General features: G+C 43.7%; 18 protein-coding genes. 2 read left to right on the top strand and 16 right to left on the bottom strand.

Going from position 1 to position 19,228, the window contains the following annotated elements; all coding sequences use genetic code 11:
* Nucleotides 1-181: 181 nt before the first annotated feature.
* The 3 genes from hpf to O3621_RS10160 all read right to left on the bottom strand — a co-directional run bounded on the left by hpf (nucleotide 182) and on the right by O3621_RS10160 (nucleotide 2,766).
* Nucleotides 182-724 carry a ribosome hibernation-promoting factor, HPF/YfiA family gene (hpf, locus tag O3621_RS10170; protein WP_002903257.1) on the bottom strand — a complete coding sequence of 181 codons (543 nt, stop codon included), beginning with the start codon at nucleotides 722-724 and terminating at the stop codon, nucleotides 182-184.
* 81 nt (nucleotides 725-805) lie between these two features.
* Nucleotides 806-1,471 carry a ComF family protein gene (locus tag O3621_RS10165; protein ID WP_101771700.1) on the bottom strand — a complete coding sequence of 222 codons (666 nt, stop codon included), beginning with the start codon at nucleotides 1,469-1,471 and terminating at the stop codon, nucleotides 806-808.
* Nucleotides 1,468-2,766, bottom strand: a complete 1,299-nt coding sequence (locus tag O3621_RS10160) for a DEAD/DEAH box helicase (RefSeq protein ID WP_371514136.1) — start codon at nucleotides 2,764-2,766, stop codon at nucleotides 1,468-1,470. Before O3621_RS10160 ends, O3621_RS10165 begins: the two co-directional genes overlap by 4 nt.
* Nucleotides 2,767-2,821: 55 nt before the next feature.
* On the opposite strand from O3621_RS10160, the gene O3621_RS10155 reads away from it, so the two are divergent.
* Both O3621_RS10155 and cysK read left to right on the top strand, forming a co-directional pair.
* Nucleotides 2,822-3,454 (top strand): YigZ family protein, encoded by a 633-nt coding sequence (locus tag O3621_RS10155; protein WP_371514135.1) that lies wholly within the window; start codon nucleotides 2,822-2,824, stop codon nucleotides 3,452-3,454.
* Nucleotides 3,455-3,554: 100 nt separating this feature from the next.
* Nucleotides 3,555-4,484 carry a cysteine synthase A gene (cysK, locus tag O3621_RS10150; RefSeq protein WP_004185656.1) on the top strand — a complete coding sequence of 310 codons (930 nt, stop codon included), beginning with the start codon at nucleotides 3,555-3,557 and terminating at the stop codon, nucleotides 4,482-4,484.
* Between the two features lie 106 nt (nucleotides 4,485-4,590).
* Here the strand turns inward: cysK and O3621_RS10145 are convergent, their stop codons facing one another.
* The 13 genes from O3621_RS10145 to O3621_RS10085 all read right to left on the bottom strand — a co-directional run bounded on the left by O3621_RS10145 (nucleotide 4,591) and on the right by O3621_RS10085 (nucleotide 19,015).
* The gene (locus O3621_RS10145; protein WP_111675398.1) at nucleotides 4,591-4,953 is read right to left on the bottom strand and encodes a S1 RNA-binding domain-containing protein; all 363 of its coding nucleotides are present in this window, start codon (nucleotides 4,951-4,953) and stop codon (nucleotides 4,591-4,593) included.
* On the bottom strand, nucleotides 4,953-6,353 hold the full coding sequence (locus tag O3621_RS10140; protein ID WP_268697484.1) for a bifunctional Cof-type HAD-IIB family hydrolase/peptidylprolyl isomerase: 1,401 nt from the start codon (nucleotides 6,351-6,353) through the stop codon (nucleotides 4,953-4,955). The genes O3621_RS10145 and O3621_RS10140 overlap by 1 nt, the downstream gene beginning before the upstream one ends.
* Nucleotides 6,354-6,392: 39 nt before the next feature.
* Nucleotides 6,393-7,025 (bottom strand): response regulator transcription factor, encoded by a 633-nt coding sequence (locus tag O3621_RS10135; protein WP_002926512.1) that lies wholly within the window; start codon nucleotides 7,023-7,025, stop codon nucleotides 6,393-6,395.
* Nucleotides 7,003-8,022, bottom strand: a complete 1,020-nt coding sequence (locus tag O3621_RS10130) for a sensor histidine kinase (RefSeq protein ID WP_314450341.1) — start codon at nucleotides 8,020-8,022, stop codon at nucleotides 7,003-7,005. Before O3621_RS10130 ends, O3621_RS10135 begins: the two co-directional genes overlap by 23 nt.
* Nucleotides 8,019-8,714 (bottom strand): cell wall-active antibiotics response protein LiaF, encoded by a 696-nt coding sequence (liaF, locus tag O3621_RS10125; protein ID WP_002893496.1) that lies wholly within the window; start codon nucleotides 8,712-8,714, stop codon nucleotides 8,019-8,021. Before liaF ends, O3621_RS10130 begins: the two co-directional genes overlap by 4 nt.
* A gap of 145 nt (nucleotides 8,715-8,859) precedes the next feature.
* Nucleotides 8,860-10,713 (bottom strand): Stk1 family PASTA domain-containing Ser/Thr kinase, encoded by a 1,854-nt coding sequence (gene pknB / locus O3621_RS10120; RefSeq protein WP_002909001.1) that lies wholly within the window; start codon nucleotides 10,711-10,713, stop codon nucleotides 8,860-8,862.
* A complete protein-coding gene (locus tag O3621_RS10115) occupies nucleotides 10,710-11,450 on the bottom strand; it encodes a Stp1/IreP family PP2C-type Ser/Thr phosphatase (protein WP_002893499.1) in 741 nt (246 codons plus the stop codon). Before O3621_RS10115 ends, pknB begins: the two co-directional genes overlap by 4 nt.
* A gap of 18 nt (nucleotides 11,451-11,468) precedes the next feature.
* On the bottom strand, nucleotides 11,469-12,785 hold the full coding sequence (rsmB, locus tag O3621_RS10110; RefSeq protein WP_314365941.1) for a 16S rRNA (cytosine(967)-C(5))-methyltransferase RsmB: 1,317 nt from the start codon (nucleotides 12,783-12,785) through the stop codon (nucleotides 11,469-11,471).
* The gene (fmt, locus tag O3621_RS10105) at nucleotides 12,775-13,710 is read right to left on the bottom strand and encodes a methionyl-tRNA formyltransferase (RefSeq protein WP_314365943.1); all 936 of its coding nucleotides are present in this window, start codon (nucleotides 13,708-13,710) and stop codon (nucleotides 12,775-12,777) included. The genes rsmB and fmt overlap by 11 nt, the downstream gene beginning before the upstream one ends.
* 83 nt (nucleotides 13,711-13,793) lie before the next feature.
* Nucleotides 13,794-16,181, bottom strand: coding sequence for a primosomal protein N' (locus O3621_RS10100; RefSeq protein WP_314449823.1), 2,388 nt, complete (start codon nucleotides 16,179-16,181; stop codon nucleotides 13,794-13,796).
* Between the two features lie 60 nt (nucleotides 16,182-16,241).
* Nucleotides 16,242-16,556: a DNA-directed RNA polymerase subunit omega gene (gene rpoZ / locus O3621_RS10095; protein ID WP_002893503.1), complete on the bottom strand. Its 315-nt coding sequence runs from the start codon at nucleotides 16,554-16,556 to the stop codon at nucleotides 16,242-16,244.
* A 25-nt stretch (nucleotides 16,557-16,581) separates the two neighbouring features.
* Nucleotides 16,582-17,214 (bottom strand): guanylate kinase, encoded by a 633-nt coding sequence (gene gmk / locus O3621_RS10090; RefSeq protein WP_002893505.1) that lies wholly within the window; start codon nucleotides 17,212-17,214, stop codon nucleotides 16,582-16,584.
* Between the two features lie 187 nt (nucleotides 17,215-17,401).
* The gene (locus tag O3621_RS10085; protein WP_371514134.1) at nucleotides 17,402-19,015 is read right to left on the bottom strand and encodes a ribonuclease Y; all 1,614 of its coding nucleotides are present in this window, start codon (nucleotides 19,013-19,015) and stop codon (nucleotides 17,402-17,404) included.
* Between the last annotated feature and the right edge of the window lie 213 nt (nucleotides 19,016-19,228).

The raw sequence follows: 19,228 nt of genomic DNA, 5'->3' as shown, positions 1-19,228 counted from the left end.
ATACCACCAACCTGTCAATACCTTTTTCCAATTTTTTTGTTTTTTTTTGAAGTTTATTTTTCAACTGTATGTATAAAGTTAATTTCTTTGTGCCTAGGGTACTTATTCTATGTCAGCTGACAGTATGACTTTCTATAATCTAAAAAGGTTGAGAAACATGCTCTCAACCCTATTTTCTTATTTATTTGACTTCTAACAGACCAATATCTCCATCCTCTCGACGGTATATAACATTTGTGCTACTGTCCTCTGCATCGGAATAGATAAAGAAATCATGTCCCAATAAATCCATCTGCAGAATCGCTTCTTCCAAGTCCATCGGCTTCAAATCTATGTGTTTTGAACGGACAACTTTTGATGGGACTTCTTCTGCTTCCTCAGCAAAGGAATCTGTGAAAAGCTGGCTTGTAGCAACCTTATTGCGATTCTTTCTTTCAATCTTGGTTTTATTTTTGCGGATTTGGCGCTCAATCTTATCTGTAACCAAATCAATTGACCCATACATATCCTGAGAGATATCTTCTGCACGAAGAGTGATGGAGCCTAGCGGAATTGTTACTTCCACTTTCGCAGTCTTTTCACGGTAAACCTTGAGGTTCACACGCGCATCAAGTTCTTGCTCTGCTTGGAAATACTTCTCAATCTTCTCAAGTTTAGAAACTACGTAGTCACGGAGAGCATCTGTTACTTCTAGGTTTTCACCACGGATACTATATTTAAGCATATAAGTACCTTCTTTCTAAACATAAATGTTTTATTTATAATATCATTATAACGCTTTCATTCCTTTTTTGCAAATTTTTTCTCATCTTGCGATTGAAAATGTCAAAATTTCTTTCACTCCTGCTTCCAGCAAGATTTGCTTAGCCAATTGCAAGGTTTTTCCAGTCGTATAGATATCATCAACCAGCAAAATTTTATCTGGCAAATCAACTCCATTCTTAATTTTAAAAACCTGCTGCGTCTGCAGACGCTCCTCACGTGTCTTGCTCGACTGTGCTAGGGTGTCATTTTTCTCTAAGATATCTCTGTATGACAAGTTTGCAGCATCTAAAATCCCCTGCACTTGATTAAAACCTCTCACTTGAAATTTTTCGATACTGACTGGAATCGGAACAATGGTATGCTCTCTAAACATTTTGACTGCTTTTTTAGCTGCTTTTGCAAATACAAAGCGCAATACATAGTCTCCCTGAAACTTGTATTGACTGAAATATTCCTTCATTGCTTCATTATAGGTAAATAGTGACTGATGCTGGACTTGTTCCCCCTCTTCCTCCCATTTTTGGCAATCTGCACATAAATCTGATTTTCCATTGCGAAAACAGCGAGGGCAATGCTCTTCAGATATGTGTTCAAAATTTTGATAACAAGTGGAGCAGCAGCTTGCCCCTTCTTCTCTTAATAGAAAAAGCTGTAAAAAACTACTTTTCTCCTCAATTTGTCCCTTACATAAAAGACACGTTGTCATAATCCCGCCTCCTTATTCATATCTCTCATTTCCCGGATTGCCTTTTCCATAGCAAGGGTAGTCCCATCATGAAAAAATAGCAACTGTCCAGTCGGTCTATCCATACTACGACCAACTCGGCCTGAAATCTGAACCAGAGCACTACGACTGAACAAACGATGATTGGCTTCCAAGACAAAAACATCTACGCCAGGAAAAGTTACTCCACGCTCTAAGATAGTCGTTGTCACCAAAATAGTGATCTCCTTGCGACGAAACTGCTCGACAATCTCTAGACGATTTTCTGTTGTAGAGGCGACAAAAGCCAGCTTTTCATCAGGCAGAGCTATCTGCAAAGCATGAGCAACATCCTCTCCTCTTTGAATTTCTGCAGCAAATATTAAGAGAGGAAATTGAGTCTCCCTCTGTTTTTGTATATATTTTAAAAGCTTAGGTGTTATTTTCTTCTTCTGAAGATGTTTTTGAAAATCAGATAACCAAATTTTCTGAGGGATGGTCAAGGGATTACCATGAAATCTTCTGGGAAGACTCAGGCGTTTCAACTCACCTTTTTGAACTCTTTTATCCAATTCATCTGTGGAAGTGGCTGTCAGAAAAATAGTTGTAGCATCCTCTTTAACTGAACTCTCTACAGCGTGATACAGTATGGGATTATCCACATAAGGAAAAGCGTCTACCTCGTCCACAATCAACAAATCAAAAGCCCGATAAAATTTTAAGAGCTGGTGGGTGGTCGCAATTACCAAGGGGCTGCGAAAATAAGCTTCTGACTCCCCATGCAGAAGGGCTATTTCACAAGAAAAGTCTTCTTTTAGGCGCCGATAAAGTTCTAAACAAACATCAATCCGCGGACTGGCCAAGCAAACAGACCCTCCTCTATCAATAACTCTTGCAAGCACTTGGTAAATCATTTCTGTTTTTCCAGCGCCAGTAACAGCATGCACTAACGTATTCTGTCTTTTCTCTAGCGCATCCAGTAAGCCTTTGGAGACCTTCCCCTGAAACTCTGTCAGTTGCCCCTGCCATTTAAGCACTTTATTTTTAGGAAAATTCTCTTGAGGAAAATAGTAGAGTTTTTGGTCACTCCGTACCCGACCCAATAGTAAGCATTCTCTACAATAATAAGCTCCAACAGGTAGCTGATTTTCTCGTTCAATCAAGCTGTTGCAGCGTCCGCAGCGGAGCTTGCCTTTTTCTTCTCGGATACTGGGAATTTCTTTTGCTTGTGCTCGCAAGCTAGGCTCTAACTGATTTTCTGTAAATATCCGTCCTAAACAATCTTGTAACTCTAACATACTTATTTATTCGTAATTTTTTGGCAAAATTCGTCTTTTTTTGTAAAATATAGTTATGGAATTTAAGACAATTAAAGAAGATGGTATGGTTCAAGAGGAAATTAAAAAATCCCGCTTTATCTGCCATGTAAAACGAGTTTACTCTGAGGAAGAGGCTCGCGCTTTTATCGCTGCTATAAAAAAAGAACATTACAAGGCTACTCATAACTGCTCTGCTTTTATCATTGGAGAAAAGAGCGATATTAAGCGGACCAGTGATGATGGGGAGCCCAGCGGAACAGCCGGAGTTCCTATGCTGGGAGTTCTAGAAAAGCACAATTTGACCAATCTTTGCGTTGTGGTTACTCGCTATTTTGGCGGTATTAAGCTAGGAGCCGGCGGTCTGATTCGAGCTTATGCTGGCAGTGTTGCTCTGGCTATCAAGGAGATTGGGCTGGTTGAAATAAAAGAACAAGCTGGCCTGCGCCTACAACTGTCTTACAGCCAATATCAGGATTTTGCGAATTTTCTTAAGGCGGAAAATCTTGCTGAATACGATACTGAATTTACAGATACTGTCTCCACTCTTCTTTTCGTTGACAGAGGTGAAAGAGAACTGCTTAAAGACAAACTGACTGAGTTTTTTAAGGGCAAATTGGAGATGATGGATCAAGGACTGCGCCAAGTAGAAGTCCCCTTGATGTTTTGACATAAAGAAAAGCTATGGCTCTCATAGCTTTTTTATATTTTACAAAGCTCTTATTTCATTTTATACTAATTCTATTAAATTATATTGAGGTATGTATTCTATGTCACGTATTTATCAAAACATTACAGAACTAATTGGGCAAACTCCCATCGTCAAATTGAACAACTTGGTTCCAGAAGGAGCTGCTGAGGTTTATGTGAAGTTAGAGGCTTTCAATCCTGGTTCGTCTGTTAAAGACCGGATTGCTCTCAGCATGATTGAGGCGGCTGAGCGCGATGGCCTTATTAAGCCTGGCGATACCATCGTTGAAGCAACTAGTGGAAATACCGGTATTGGCCTTTCATGGGTTGGAGCAGCCAAAGGCTACAAGGTTGTCATTGTTATGCCTGAAACCATGAGTGTGGAGCGCCGCAAGATTATCCAAGCTTATGGTGCTGAGTTGGTCTTGACTCCGGGTAGCGAAGGAATGAAAGGCGCTATTGCAAAAGCACAAGAAATCGCACAAGAACGCAATGGTTGGTTGCCACTGCAGTTTAACAATCCGGCCAATCCAGAGGTTCACGAACGAACAACAGGAGCAGAAATTATCGCTGCTTTCAGTGAAACTGGACTGGATGCCTTTGTAGGCGGTGTCGGAACTGGCGGAACTATTTCCGGTGTATCTCACGCTCTCAAAAAAGTTAATCCGGACATCCAAATCTACGCAGTCGAAGCAGACGAATCTGCTATCCTTTCTGGTGAGAAGCCAGGCCCTCACAAAATCCAAGGGCTTTCAGCTGGATTCATTCCAGAGACCTTGGATACAGCAGCCTATAACGGTATTGTCCGCGTAACTTCTGATCAAGCACTGGAATTTGGACGCTATATTGGCGGTCAGGAAGGCTTCTTAGTGGGAATTTCATCTGCTGCTGCTATTTTCGCAGCTATTGAAGTAGCGAAAAAACTAGGAGCTGGCAAAAAAGTCCTTGCTCTGGCACCTGATAACGGCGAACGCTATCTGTCTACCGCTCTCTATGAATTTGATGCTTAGTATTTTTGAAAAATATGTCCATTTCAATTTAGCAGTCGGCTATGAATTGAACGGCAATTCTATCTAAAACAAAAATATCCTGTTCGATAAGAGAACAGGATATTTTTTAAACTTTTTCTTTTTTTAAGAATTTTTTTGCCTCTTTGATCCAGATAGGCAGCTGTCTGCCTAAAGGCTCAAAACCAATTTTACAGCGGTCATTTGAAAAGCGGTGGCGTCTAGGGAGGCGGTGCTTTTCTTCTTCTAGGGTCCGCATGGACAGACTGGACTTCCCAGAAAATTCATCATAATCCACAACCTGAACCAAGACTTGCTGGCCAACCTTTACACTATCATGGATATTTTCAATATAACCCGGACGAATTTCTGAGATATGAATCAAGCCAATCGTTCCGTTTTCCAGTTCAACAAAAGCTCCATAAGGCTGAATCCCAGTGATTTTGCCTTTTAATTTATCACCGATTTTCATCAGTCTTCTACCTCAATCGTCTCAATCACAACATCTTCCACGGGCTTGTCCATCGCACCCGTCTCAACAGCTGCAATCTTGTCCAAAACTTGATAGGACGCTTCATCAGCCAGCTGACCAAAGACAGTGTGGCGCCGATCCAAATGCGGAGTTCCTCCCTGACTGGCATAGACTTCAGCGATAGCTTCAGGCCAGCCGCCGCGGCTCAATTCCTTAGCTGAATAAGGAAGATTTTTATTTTGAACAATGAAAAATTGACTTCCATTAGTATTTGGCCCAGCATTTGCCATGGAAAGAGCCCCACGAATATTGTACAATTCTGGTGAAAACTCATCTTCAAATTTCTCGCCATAAATAGACTGACCGCCCATACCAGTACCAGTAGGATCGCCACCCTGAATCATAAAGTCCTGAATAATGCGGTGGAAAATCACACCGTCATAATATCCATCTTTAGCAAGGGCAATAAAGTTGGCTACTGTTTTTGGTGCCTGTTCTGGAAAAAGCTGAACTTTCATGTCCCCGTGATTAGTCTTGATAGTCGCTTTTGGACCTTCTGCTGCTGCAAGTTCTACTTGTGGAAAATGTAATTCTTTTTCTACCATACCTAACTCCTCTAAGGCGGCAAAAATACCGTCTTCTTCTACTGTTTTTGTAATATAATCTGCTCTTTTTCGCAGTTCTTCATGGGAAACGCCCATAGCAATGCCAATTCCGGCATAGTCAAACAATTCCAGATCATTGAGTCCGTCGCCAAAAACCATGACATTTTCAGGTTTGAAGCCCAGATGCTCGACAACCTTGGAAACTCCAGCTGCCTTGGAACCTTCTGTCGGCACGACATCTGACGAATGAGGATGCCAGCGAACCAAACGCAGATGCTCCGCTAACGCCTCTGGCAGCTGCAGGCTATCTCCTCTATCTTCAAAGGTCCAAAGCTGATAAATATCCTTGTCTAAATGAAAGTCTGGATTTACAGGCAAATCTGGATAAACCACATCAATAGCCTCTGAAATCAGAGAATTTCGATTGGACAAGGCTGCTCCATGGCTGCCGACCAAACCATAGTCAATCCCTACTTCCTGAGCCCAAGCAATATAGGACATCACTCTATCAGACGGGATAACCGTCTGAGAAATCACCTTTTCTTTGCTGTCTTCGACATAGGCTCCGTTCAGGGTAACGAAAAAGTCTGGCTGCAAAGCTCTCAGTTCCGGCACGACACCAAACATTCCTCGTCCAGACGCAATACCCGTCAAAATCCCTTTGTCTTTCAACTGCTTGAAAACTGTCTGGATAGAATCCGGAATAAAACCTGTATCCTTGACCCGCAGGGTATCATCTATATCGAAAAAGACAATTTTTATCTTTTTTGCCTTATACTTTAATTTTGCGTCCATATCTCCCCTTGTCCAATCTTAATCTTTTCTATTATACCATTAAAAGTCTTCTTGTGGGACAAGATGGTGCTGAAAAGCATAAACAACTGCCTGAGTGCGGTCGCTCACCTCCAATTTGGACAAGATATTGGAGACATGAGTCTTAACCGTTTTGAGGGAAATAAAGAGCTCATCCGCAATCCGTTGATTTTCATAACCCTTGGCTAAAAGCCCTAAAATATCACGCTCGCGAGCTGTCAAATCCTCGTGGAGCTCGATATGGTTACGATGATACTCCACTTTCTTGCTGACCTCTGTTTCAATGGCAAATTCTCCCTTGGCCACTTTTTTGACGGCACGGAGAATTTCTTCAGCGCTGGAAGTCTTAAGCATGTATCCATGAGCGCCTGCATCCAGAACAGGATAAATTTTTTCATTATCCAGATAAGAAGTCAAAATCAGAATCTTTGCTTCCGGCCACTCTTTCAAAATGGCCAGTGTCGCTTCAATCCCATTCATCTCAGGCATGACAATATCCATGATAATCACATCCGGACGACTTGCCAAAGCCTGCTCAACTCCTTCTTTACCATTGACTGCTTCAGATACTTCTGCTATATCATCTTGCAGTTCCAGGTAACTTTTCAATCCCAATCTGACCATCTGGTGGTCATCCACTAACAATATCTTCATGATCTTCTCCTTCTAGTAAAGGTATCGTGATTTCAATAGAAAGACCTTTTCTGGGAGCTGTCAAAAGCTTAAAAGTGCCCGCCATATCCCGCACACGGTCTTCCATATTTTTCAAGCCGTAGCTGAGTTCATCCTGAGCCAGCGGATCAAAACCGACGCCATTATCAGATACCTTAATTTTAAGCTCATTAGGCGCCTGATAGAGATAAATATCCAGCCGACTGGCCTGGGCATGCCGCAGTGTGTTGTTGATAATTTCCTGCATAATCCTGAAGACATGCTCCTCCATCTGTTTGGGTAAATGCCCAACCTGATGATTGAAGTGAACATCAATGTCGCTTTTATCAGTCAGCTCCTTGATAATCACATCCATACCTTCGACCAGAGTCTTATTTTCCAACTCTGTAGGTCGTAGGTGGAGCAGAAGAATCCGCAAATCCTTCTGGGCTGTGTCAAGAATATCTGCAATCCCCTTGAGCTGCTTTTGCAGTTTTTCTCCATCAAGCCGTTCTACATTTCCAGCTACTCCTGACAGAATCATATTGGCTGCAAATAATTCCTGACTGACAGTATCGTGCAAATCACGCGCAATCCGCCGCCGTTCTTTTTCGATAATTTTTTCTTCTGTCTGCAGGGATTGGTTTTCAGATTTTTGGAGATTCTCTGTCAGACGGTGCAGCCTTCTCTCAAGCTGATGCAGAGAGCGATCCAGGTCGGGTTGGTCTGTTGGCTCCAGCCTCCGTCCATCCAGCAAACGCCGAAGATTTTTTTGCACATGGGCTACCGACAGATATTGTATCAAGCGAGCTGCTATCACAATCAGAATGGTCAGTGATAAACCGATAATCACAACAAAGAAAACAAATGACTGCAATAGCTCCAAATCATTAAAGAGCTCCTGCCAAGTGAAATCGAAAATATTGAAAATATAATGGAAGATGATAAATAAGACAAAGAAAGTATAGAGGAGAATGAGAAAATAATTTGATTTCTTCACTTTCTGACAACCTCCACATTTCCTAAGAAGCTGACGAGGACAATCTTCACTGTCTTATTGGCCCGTTTATAGTCTGGTGTCGTCAGCGAAATAGTTTCATTGCGCAGCTTGCGGGATGGATGATGCAGAAAGTTCAGTTCCCCGTAAAGAGTATTGATTTGCAGCTGAATTTCCACATCCAGCGGCACAATAATCTTGGTATCACCAAAACCTTTTCGAATGACAATGACGTTATCATGGTTGACTAAAATCACGTCTTCCAAATGAATGGTGTCTTTCCCAACAATGCGCAAGAGATTGATGTCGTGGAATTGACAGCTGTCCTTAGAAAAATGCTGCAGGTCCCCCAGCCAGCGATTCTTCTCACTCTGAATTTCTACATCTTCTTCGTAAACGAGATGGGTTTCTTGATTTTCCTTATAGATATAAGGGTAGGCCACAATCATCCCATAAACCAGCGCGAATAAAAGGGCAGCAATGACGTAGGGATTGAGCATAATAATGAAAAACAGCATAATCATGGAAGCGACTAGCAGAAAATTCCCTTTTTGCTTGCCGAAGTAATAATAGAGCAGCAGCAAAAAAAGGACCAAGATAATGACAACTCGTGAAAAATCAGCTGCCAACATGGTAACCAATGCCATGGATAATAAGACTGTTTCAACAAAAACAAATAATTGAACCTTCCACATAGCCGTTTCCTTTCTCTACCTTCCTATTTTAACAAAATTAGGCCAAAAATCCTCCGTCCAAGGCATGAAATGGGGAAATTTGTCCAGCAACAAAGAAAAAACCATCCTTTCAAGCCAGAAAGCTTAAAAGGATGGCCTAGCTTCATCAATGGTCGGAAGAACTAGAGCTACTAGAATGACTTTCATCATCGGACGATGAACTGCTCTTTGAGCTGCTACTAGACGATGAAGATGACGAGCTAGATGACGATGGTGTTGTTGCTTCTGTCACGTAAAGAGTGATTTTTTCATTAGACTTGAGGTCAATTGTCTGACCAGCTGCTGGTGACTGGGAAGTTACCAAGTCTGCCTGAGTAGAAGAGACCGAACGGTCAACAACTCGCTCAATTCGGGAAGAAGAAATTCCCATTTGAATCAAGTAAGAACGTGCATTAGCGTAGGTGTACTGCATGCTACCAAAGTCAGGCATAGACACACTAGTTACTTCTTTGGCCACTGTCAGCTTAATCTTATGATTAGAAGTCAAATCATAGGTCGAACCAGCTGCTGGTGACTGACGAATGACCTGACCTGGCTCGTACTCGTCCGATTCCTCCTCAACAATCTCAATCAATTTCTCAGAAACATTATAGTTTGTTTTCAGATTTTCAACCACGGCTGATTTTGCTTGACCGACATAATCTTCCATTACAAAGGTCTTGGGTCCCTTGGAAATAATCAGGTCAATCTTGCTGCCTTCGCGGCGCTGACTATTGGCCTGTGGATCAGTTTTAATGACTTTGCCAGATTCGACATTGTCGCTGTATTCTTCCTTTTCGTCTCCGACAACCAGCTTCTTAGCTTCGATAGCGGAGCGAGCCTCTGCTACAGTCTGACCAGAAACATCTGGCACGCTGGTATTAGACGGGCTGTTATAGAGAAGGACAACAAAAGCTGCCAAAACCAATAGGACTGCAAAGAAAAGCACCTTGTAACGCGTTCTCAAACGACGTTTCTTTGGAACTTTCTTAACCGTATCAGCTGTCTCTTCCTTAACTTCATCCGATTCCGTTTTAGCTGGAGTTGGCTTAACAGGTGGAACTGCTGGCTGCGGTACAGGTGAGATTTTTGGTAAGGTCTTGGTGTCTGCTTTCGCTACATCATCAAAGACTAATTTCTTTTCATTACGACGCTCATAAGATAAGCTGCTGGACAAGTCAACATACATCTCTGCAACTGACTGATAACGATCCGTCAGTTTTTTGGCTGTCGCCTTAATGACCACATTTTCCAGGGCTTGAGGCACATTAGGATTTTCAGAAATGATGGATGGCAGCGGCTTTTGGAAATGCTGCAGGGCAATCGTAACGGCACTATCCCCATCATAAGGGATATGACCAGTCAGCATTTCATAAAAAATAATCCCCATCGCATAAATATCACTCTGAACAGTTGCTTTAGAGCCACGCGCCTGCTCAGGTGATAGATAATGAACCGAGCCTAGCATTGAGTTAGTCTGAGTCAGACTTGTCTCTGCAAAGGCCACCGCAATCCCAAAGTCTGTTACCTTGGCATTGCCATCTGGGGTCAAGAGGACATTTTGTGGTTTCAGGTCACGATGGACAATACCTCGTGTATGCGCCAAGCGCATTGCCAGCAAGATTTGTCCCATGATTCTGACTGCTTCTTCATTTGAAATCGGAGAATTCTCTTTGATATAGCGCTTGAGGTCAAGACCTGCCACGTATTCCATAGCCAGATACTGCTGGCCATCTTCTTCCCCAATATCAGTAATCCGAACGATGTGCGGATGGTCCAAGTCAGCCATCGCCTTAGCTTCCCGCTGGAAACGCGCGACAGCGATAGGATCTGTCTGGTAATTGGTCCTAAGAACCTTTACCGCAACTTCCTCACCATCCAAAATCAAGTCCTTGGCCAAATAGACATCTGCCATGCCTCCGCGGCCAATCTGCTTGATGATTTTATATCGCCCGGCAAAGATTTTGCCGATTTGAATCATGCCTTATCCTCCTTGTCAAAGCGAACCAGAGCAACTGTGATGTTATCCAGTCCTCCAGCATTGTTGGCAAAGCGAATCAAGGTTTCTGTTTTTTCAGACAGGCTGATGTCGCTGGTGACAATGTCACAAATTTCACTGTCTGAAATCATATTGGTCAGACCGTCACTATTAAGCAGAAGGTAGTCACCATCCTCCAAAGTGATCATGCCATAGTCAGGCTGCACTTCGTCTTTTTGACCAATAGACTGGGTAATGATATTCTTCTGCGGATGACGCTCCGCTTCTTCTGGAGTAATCTGTCCAGCTTTCAACAAAGCATTAACAAGCGAGTGATCATTAGTCAGCTGACGGTATTCATCACCGCGAATCAAGCCGATACGAGAATCACCGATATGAGCATAGATGGCTTGATTATCAATAATAGCCAAGGCTTCCAAAGTCGTACCCATGCCCTTGTATTCTTCATCTTGACCAAATTGATGAATGCGCTGATTTTCCTCTTCCAAGTGCTCCGCAAACCATTCACGCACCTGATTCACCGAATCAATCTGAGTATCAACCCAGGCAGCTCCTAAGTCTGTCACAGCCATTTCGCTGGCAATGTTTCCAGCTCTGTGACCGCCCATACCATCTGCCAAGATAATCAGGGTCTTGCCCGCCCGATTCACAAAAAGATTGGCATAATCTTGGTTATTTGTACGCTTTTGACCAACATCTGTTAATAATGAAATTTCCATACTGTCAGTTTCCTCCTCTTATTCCGATATCTTCCTAAATTGACTGATAAAAAATCCGTCGCTTTCATATAATTCCGGCGTAATTAAGATACAGCCGTCTTTGACGATATCTTTTCTTTCATGGTCTAATAAGACTTGCTCAAAGTTCGGATGACTGGCCAGAAATTTTTCAACAACCTCAAAATTCTCTTTGGCCATAATCGTGCAAGTACTATAAGCTATTATACCACCTTTACGTAGACTTTGACAAACGCTGTCTAGTATATCCAGCTGAATTTTTTGTAAATTCTCAAAATCTGCATTTTCTTTATTATATTTTATATCTGGTTTGCGGCGAATTAAGCCAATACCTGAGCAAGGAGCGTCCACCAGGATTTTATCGAAAGCATCTGGGCCAAAAGTCTCAAATACCTTGGTCGCGTCCAGCTTTTTAGTTGTGATTTTATCTGCCAAGCCCACTCTTTCTGCATTTTCTTCTACGAGCTCTAACTTATGATCGTAGAGGTCCAAGGCTGTAATGTGGCCGCTCGTCAGATAGGAAGCCATGTGAACAGTCTTGCCCCCCGGTGCACTGCAAGCATCCAAAATCTCCTCCTCTCCTTCGATGTCCAGAGTTGGAGCCACAAGCTGGCTAGACTCATCCTGAATCGTAATCGCTCCGCTTTCAAAGAGCTGATGCCCAGCAAAATGCCCCTGTCTTTTAACCAAGGCTGACCGAGATAAAAGCGAGTTCTCAGCCCCTAAAAGCTGGCGAAGCTCTGCCTTGCGCGACATATCCGTCACGCGAATGCTGGCCTTGCTGCGAACAAAGAGACTGGCAAAGATAGCTAGAGCTCTTTCTTCGCCAAACTCTTCTATCAGGTCTTTGACCAGCCAGACCGGCAAAGAATACTGGATCGAATAGCGTTTGTTTTTGCGCTTGATTGTTTCAAAATCAGCCACACCCTCACGCTCAATCCTACGTAACAAGGCATTGACAAATTTCTCGCTGCCACGCTTACGGATTTTCGCAATCTCAACAGCCTCATGAACAACTGCATGCTGAGGGATTTTATCCAGATAGAGCATCTGGTACAGACTGAGCATAAGCAGAATGTAGAGCCAGTTATCTAATTTGTTCCTATCCTCAATCAGATGGGATAGATACCATTCCAGAGTGATTTTCCGAGCAACTGTGCCGTAAACCAGCTCTGTTACCAGACCTTTATCTGCTTGGCTCAGCGGACTTTGACTCAGAGCTCGGTTTAAGGCGATATTGGAATAGGCTCCTTCTTCAAAAACTTCTTCCAAAATTTCCAAGGCCTGCCAACGGGCCGTTTTTTGCTTACTTTCCAAAAGCATCTCCTATGGACAGGCTGCGGCCCAGTCCATTCAAAAAATCAACGATAGCCATCTTGGGCTTGCCAGCAGGCTGAACCGTCTTCAGCGAGAGGGCTCCCTTACCAGCTGCAACCACCAGTTCTTTTTTACTAATAGACAATATCTGTCCAGGCTGACCGTCGCCATCTACCATATCTGCTTCATAAATCTTAAAGCGCTGCCCCTGCAGCAAGGTATGAGCTACTGGCCAAGGATACATGCCGCGAATTTGATTGAAAATTTGGCGGTTTGTTTTGCTCCAGTCTATCCTCTCTTCTTCTGGGCTGATATTCGGAGAGAAAGTGACCTGACTAGGATCTTGCGGCTGAGGGATAATCTGCCCTGCCCTATAGGCTGGCAGCACATCCAACAACAAATCTCGACCGATAAGCGCCAATTTTTCAAAGAGAGTTCCAACATTGTCAGTCTCTTCAATCTGCACCGCTCTGCTGGCTATCATATCTCCAGCATCCATCTCCTTGACCATTTCCATAATCGTAACACCCGCTTGCTCATCACCATTGATCAGAGCATAGTGAATGGGCGCACCACCTCGGTATTTAGGCAGCAAAGAAGCATGAACATTCACCGCAAAGTCAACACTGTCCAGTAAGCGGCTAGGTAAAAACTGCCCAAAAGCAGCTGTGACAATACCATCTGCTTCTAAGTTCATCAGCTCCTCTAAATCCGAGCTTTGAGCCAGCTTTTCCGGTTGATAAACTTGCAGCCCGTATTCCAAGGCCAATTCTTTTACTGGAGTCATGCGAATCTCTCTTTTACGGCCGACGGCACGGTCCGGTTGCGTTACCACTGCTAACACTTCGTATTGACCGCTGTCCAGCAGCCCTTTTAGGACAGTCGCTGAGAAGTCCGGTGTTCCCATAAATATTATTTTCATCATTTTCAACTATTGATTCCTTTTTTGTTCCTTCCCTTATTATATCAGAAGTCGTCTACAACAACCTTAATCTCGGCTAAAAAGCTTTACATAAAATTTTGTGGTTCATTATCAATTGTCAGGCGTAAATCTTTATTGTCCCGATTTTGTGTCCAGTCCAAGACTTGATTTAGCGTCGTCTGCAGCTTGTCTTCAAAGCGATATTTGAGCAAAATCTGATAATGATAGAGATTATGGGTGCGGGCAATGGGCTTCGGCGTTGGACCCAGTATTTGCACTTTTTCTGACAGACCGCTCCGCAGAATATCCATAACCTCATAAGCTTTTCGCACTGCTGTCTCTTCATCCTTGTGCGAAAGAGTCAGTCCGACCGTAAAGTAATAAGGCGGATAACCTAGCTGCCGGCGGATTCCCATTTCATAAGCATAAAAGCCCTCGTAATCCTGCTGCTTGGCAAATTCAATGGCATAATGATGAGGATTGTAGGACTGGATAAAGACCTGACCAGCCTTTTCAGCCCGACCAGCCCGGCCCGCCACCTGAGTCAGCAGCTGGAAGGTTCGCTCTGAAGAGCGAAAGTCCGGTAGATTAAGAGCAGTATCTGCATTGAGAACACCAACTAGCGTCACGTTTGGAAAATCCAGCCCCTTAGCAATCATCTGGGTGCCTAAGAGAATATCTGCCTGACCCTGACCAAAGCTTTCTAAAATGGCTTCATGACTGCCTTTCTTACGGGTCGTATCTACATCCATCCGCAAAATGCGAGCCTGTGAAAAGAGCTGAACCAGCTCATCATAAGCTTTCTGCGTCCCTGTCCCATAATAGCGGATGCTGCGGCTGGCACAGTTAGGACAACTATGAGGGATGTTCTTAGTATAACCACAGTAGTGGCAGTTCATGGTCTTAGTGTCCATATGCAGGGTCAGAGAAATATCACAGTTGGGACAGCTGTCAACGGTCCCGCATTCCCGACACATAACAAAGCTGGAATACCCCCGCCTATTAAGCATGAGAACCGTCTGCTCTCCCTTATCCAGACGATCTTGAATAGCCTCTAGCAGGACCGGGGTGAAATTACTGGCTTCATGCTGCCCGATATAATCCCGAAAATCCACCACTTCCACTTGAGGAATCTGCGCCAGCGGATTTGCACGCTTGCTGAGCAGCTGAAAATCATAGACTCCACGGCTTGCTCGGGCACGGCTCTCCAAGCTCGGAGTTGCCGAACCCAGCACTAGAACAGCTTGATTGTACTGAGCTCGCAGGAGAGCCACCTCTCTGGCATGATAGCGAGGATTGGAATCCTGCTTGTAGGAGGATTCATGCTCTTCATCAATGATAATGGCTCCAATATTTGTCAGCGGAGCAAAAATAGCTGAACGCGCGCCGACAACAACCTGGGCAGCTCCTCGCTCCACCTTGCGCCACTCATCATATTTCTCACCGTCGGACAGACCAGAATGCAAAATAGCAACTTGGTCCCCAAATCTAGAAATAAAGCGATCTGTAACCTGCGGAGTCAGAGAAATTTCTGGAACCAGCATGATAGCGGTCTTGCCTTGGGCCAGTGCCTCTGCGATGACCTGTAGGTAAACTTCGGTCTTCCCACTGCCCGTGACCCCTTCTAAGAGGACTGGCTGAGAATGACTCTGACCAATTTTCTGAGTGATTGCCGCAACCGCTGCGGCTTGTTCATCATTTAAGGTCAGACTTTGCTGCTGTCGCTCCTTTTGGAAATAAGCAACAGAACGGCTGATTTCTCTATCCTCAATGCTAATTAGGTTTTCTTTGATAAAGTAATTAATAATATCGCGCGAAAAATTTTCTCGCAAATCTGCCAAGAGCTGGCTATCCTGCTGCTCCAGCAAGACTTCTTTTAATGCTTGTTTTTTCTTGGCTTGTCGGGGAAGGTCATGATTTTGCAGAGCGGTATGATTGACCTGATACCATTTCTCAGTCTTAATATGCTTCTTGTCCGTCGCCTGATACTCCAGCCGAATGCGGCCAGTCTGGGTCAGTCGCATCAGCTTGGCCTGACTTTTCTTGTCCAAATCAGAAAAGCGAAGACTGTCCTCCTGACCAAAGATAGCTGAATGCTCCTCATCATTCAGCAGCTCCGTCGGATAGAGTAGTTTATCATAGCTGGAGTTGAGAAGACTAGGCAGCATGGCCTTTAAAAGGCTAATCTTATAGGAAAAGACTGACTTGCGCAGCTCATCCGCCAGCCAGAGCTGTTCCTGATTCAGCACGGGACTGAAATCAAGGACTTCCGCAATCTCCTTCAGCTCTTCTTGGTCTCCTGTCTCATCAAAACCAACCACAATCCCTTGAATCAGGCGATTTCCCTGCCCAAAAGGAACATGGACCCGCATGCCAGCTGTCAGCATCCCTACAAACTCTTCTGGAATAGCATAGCTATAGGGCTTGTCCGTCTGCATCAGAGGAACATCCACAATAATCTTTGCCACCTTCATATTCTCACCCCACTTTCCTCAACATCGTCACAGAAAAAATAAGATTGAGCATCCCCAACCTTAAATCTTCTCACCTTCTTCTTTTTCTTTAGCGATTTGCTCTTTAATCTTGCGTTCTTCTTCTTCTTTACGCAGGCGCTCTTCTTCTGCCCGACGGCGAACTGCCTCACGCTTGCCTTCTGGATCTGGATGGATAACGACATTGCCGGATTCAATTTCTTCCAAAGCACGAAGAGTGGATTTGACAGACTTGAATTCCTGCGTAGCGGGAGCTCCAGCTTCAAGCTCATGAGCGCGCTTAGCTTCTAAAATAACCAAGGAATACTTTGACGGAACCTTGTCCAGCAAAGTGTCAATAGACGGTTTTAACATCATAATTTTCTACCTAATTTCTAACTTTCTATCGAATAATCGTTTCATTTTTTGGAAGCATGTCCTGATAACGGCCGATAACACGGTCTACTCGGAAATGCTCTGCTTCAATCACGCGCTTGACTCGGTCGGCAGCCAGCGGAACCTGATCATTGACAATGGCATAATCATACTCGCGCATGAGGGCAATTTCTTCTTTGGCCTTTTCAATGCGCTGGGCGATAATCTCAGCACTGTCTGTCCCACGGCCGACCAAGCGGTCTTTGAGTTCTTCTAAGTCTGGAGGAGTCAAAAAAATAAAGACGGCATCTGGAACTTTTTTCTTGACTTGCAAAGCTCCCTGAACCTCAATCTCTAAGAAGACATCAATACCTTTATCCAACGTTTCATTGACATAAGTCAGAGGCGTCCCGTAGTAGTTTCCTACATACTCTGCATACTCCAGCATCTGTCCCTGACGAATCAGCTCTTCAAACTCCTCGCGAGTGCGGAAGAAATAGTCAACTCCATCCACTTCACCTGGACGCTGAGGACGAGTCGTCATGGATACCGAGTACTGGAATTGGTTATCAGTGCTTTCAAAAATTTCTCGTCTAACAGTCCCTTTTCCTACACCAGAGGGACCAGAAAAGACGATTAGTAAGCCTCGTTCCGTCATCATGTCTCCTTCACAGTCTTTCTATCTAGTGTAACAAAATTAGGCTGATATTTCAAGAGGATAGGAAGAAATGTATGTGTCTAGAGTTTTGAGAAAATAGAAAAAATAAGCAAGCAATCATACGGAAAACTAAATAGGCCAGCAGAACATTCAAGAAAAAAGCAATCTGTTACCAGACTGCATTTCTTCTTTATTTTGCGTAGTCAACGGCTCGCATCTCACGGATAACTGTTACCTTGATATTGCCTGGATATTCTAAGTTATTTTCGATCTTTTCACGAACATCGTGAGCCAAAATCGTAATCTTGTCATCCTTAATCTTGTCCGGCTGAACCATAATCCGGATTTCACGACCGGCTTGTAAAGCAAAGCTGTTCTTGACACCCTTGAAGCTATTAGCGATTTCTTCCAAATCTTGGAGACGCTTGATATAGCTTTCCAGAGATTCACTGCGGGCACCTGGACGAGCAGCACTGAGAGCGTCTGCTGCAGCTACGATAACAGCAATGACACTTTCCGCTTCCACATCTCCGTGGTGACTGGCAATCGTATTAACAACAACTGGATGCTCCTTGTACTTACGAGCCAGTTCTGTCCCGATTTCCACGTGGCTGCCTTCAACCTCACGGTCGATAGACTTGCCAATATCATGGAGGAATCCAGCACGGCGAGCTAAATTAGCATTTTCACCTAGCTCAGCAGCGATGATACCGGAAAGCTTGGCAACCTCAATAGAATGCCTCAGGACGTTCTGACCATAAGAAGTACGGAACTGCAAGCGACCCATGATTTTCATCAAATCAGGATGCAGGTTAGGAGCTCCGATTTCATAAGCTGCTGCTTCCCCGTACTCACGGATGCGATTGTCAATTTCCAGACGATTCTTCTCAACCAACTCCTCGATGCGGGCTGGATGAATGCGACCATCTTTCAAGAGTGCTTCCATGGTCATACGAGCAATCTCACGTCGAATCGGATCAAAACCTGAGAGAGTAACCACTTCAGGCGTATCATCAATGATGACATCAATACCAGTCAGACTTTCAAAAGTTCGGATATTGCGACCTTCACGGCCAATAATCCGACCCTTCATACTGTCATCTGGCAGATGCACCGTTGAGTTGGTTTGCTCAGCTACATAATCACCGGCAATACGCTGCATGGCTTGGACCAAGATATTCTTCGCAACCTTATCAGACCGCTCTTTGATATCTTGCTCAGCATCCCGAATTCTAGTCGCAATCTCTTTAGAAAGCTTGTCCTCGGTCTGCGTCAAAATAATATCACGCGCTTCTGTCTGCGATAGCGAAGCAACTCGCTCCAGCTCTGCTGCCTTCTGCTTTTCAAGTTCCGCTACTTGTTCTTCACGCGCATCAATGTGTTTAGATTTATCTGAGAGACTTTGTTCTTTTTGCTCCAAAGCCTTTTCTTTGTTGCTTAAATTATCGTCTTTGCGGTCAAGGGTAGAAGCACGCTCTGTCAAGCGGCTTTCGATTTGTTTTAACTCTTGACGTTCAGACTTAAATTCTGCATCAACTTGTTCACGATATTTTCTGGCTTCTTCTTTTGCCTCCAAAAGTGCTTCTTTTTTAAGCGAACTTGTTTCTCGCTTGGCTTCTTTGACAATCAAATCAGCTTCGCGTTCAGCCTGTCCGCGTAAATTGGTTGCTTCTTGTTCAGCATTTAAAAGAGTAAGCTCTGCAGCTTCTTTAGATGATTTCATCTTAGCCGAGGCACTTACATATCCAATCACTAAACCAATGATGGCAGCAAAAACAGACATAATTATAGGAAATAGGTCCATGTTTTTACTCCAAATCTATTTAATTGTTGAATTCAAAATTCCATACTATTCTATCACAAATCTAAAAAATTCACAAACCTATTTTTTGAAAATCAAGAAAGCTTTTGTCCATTTTTTAGAGACAAAATCATCAAAGTTTGTAGAAGCCTGAGCACCAAAACTTTTTCAAACCATAAACAAGATTATTCAAACTTTTTATTTTTCTAAAACTTA

This window comes from Streptococcus sp. 20925_1_22 (assembly GCF_041431685.1).
Lineage (GTDB): Bacteria > Bacillota > Bacilli > Lactobacillales > Streptococcaceae > Streptococcus.
Note: the sequence above shows the minus strand (reverse complement) of the source record. Positions and strands in the feature narration are given on the sequence as shown.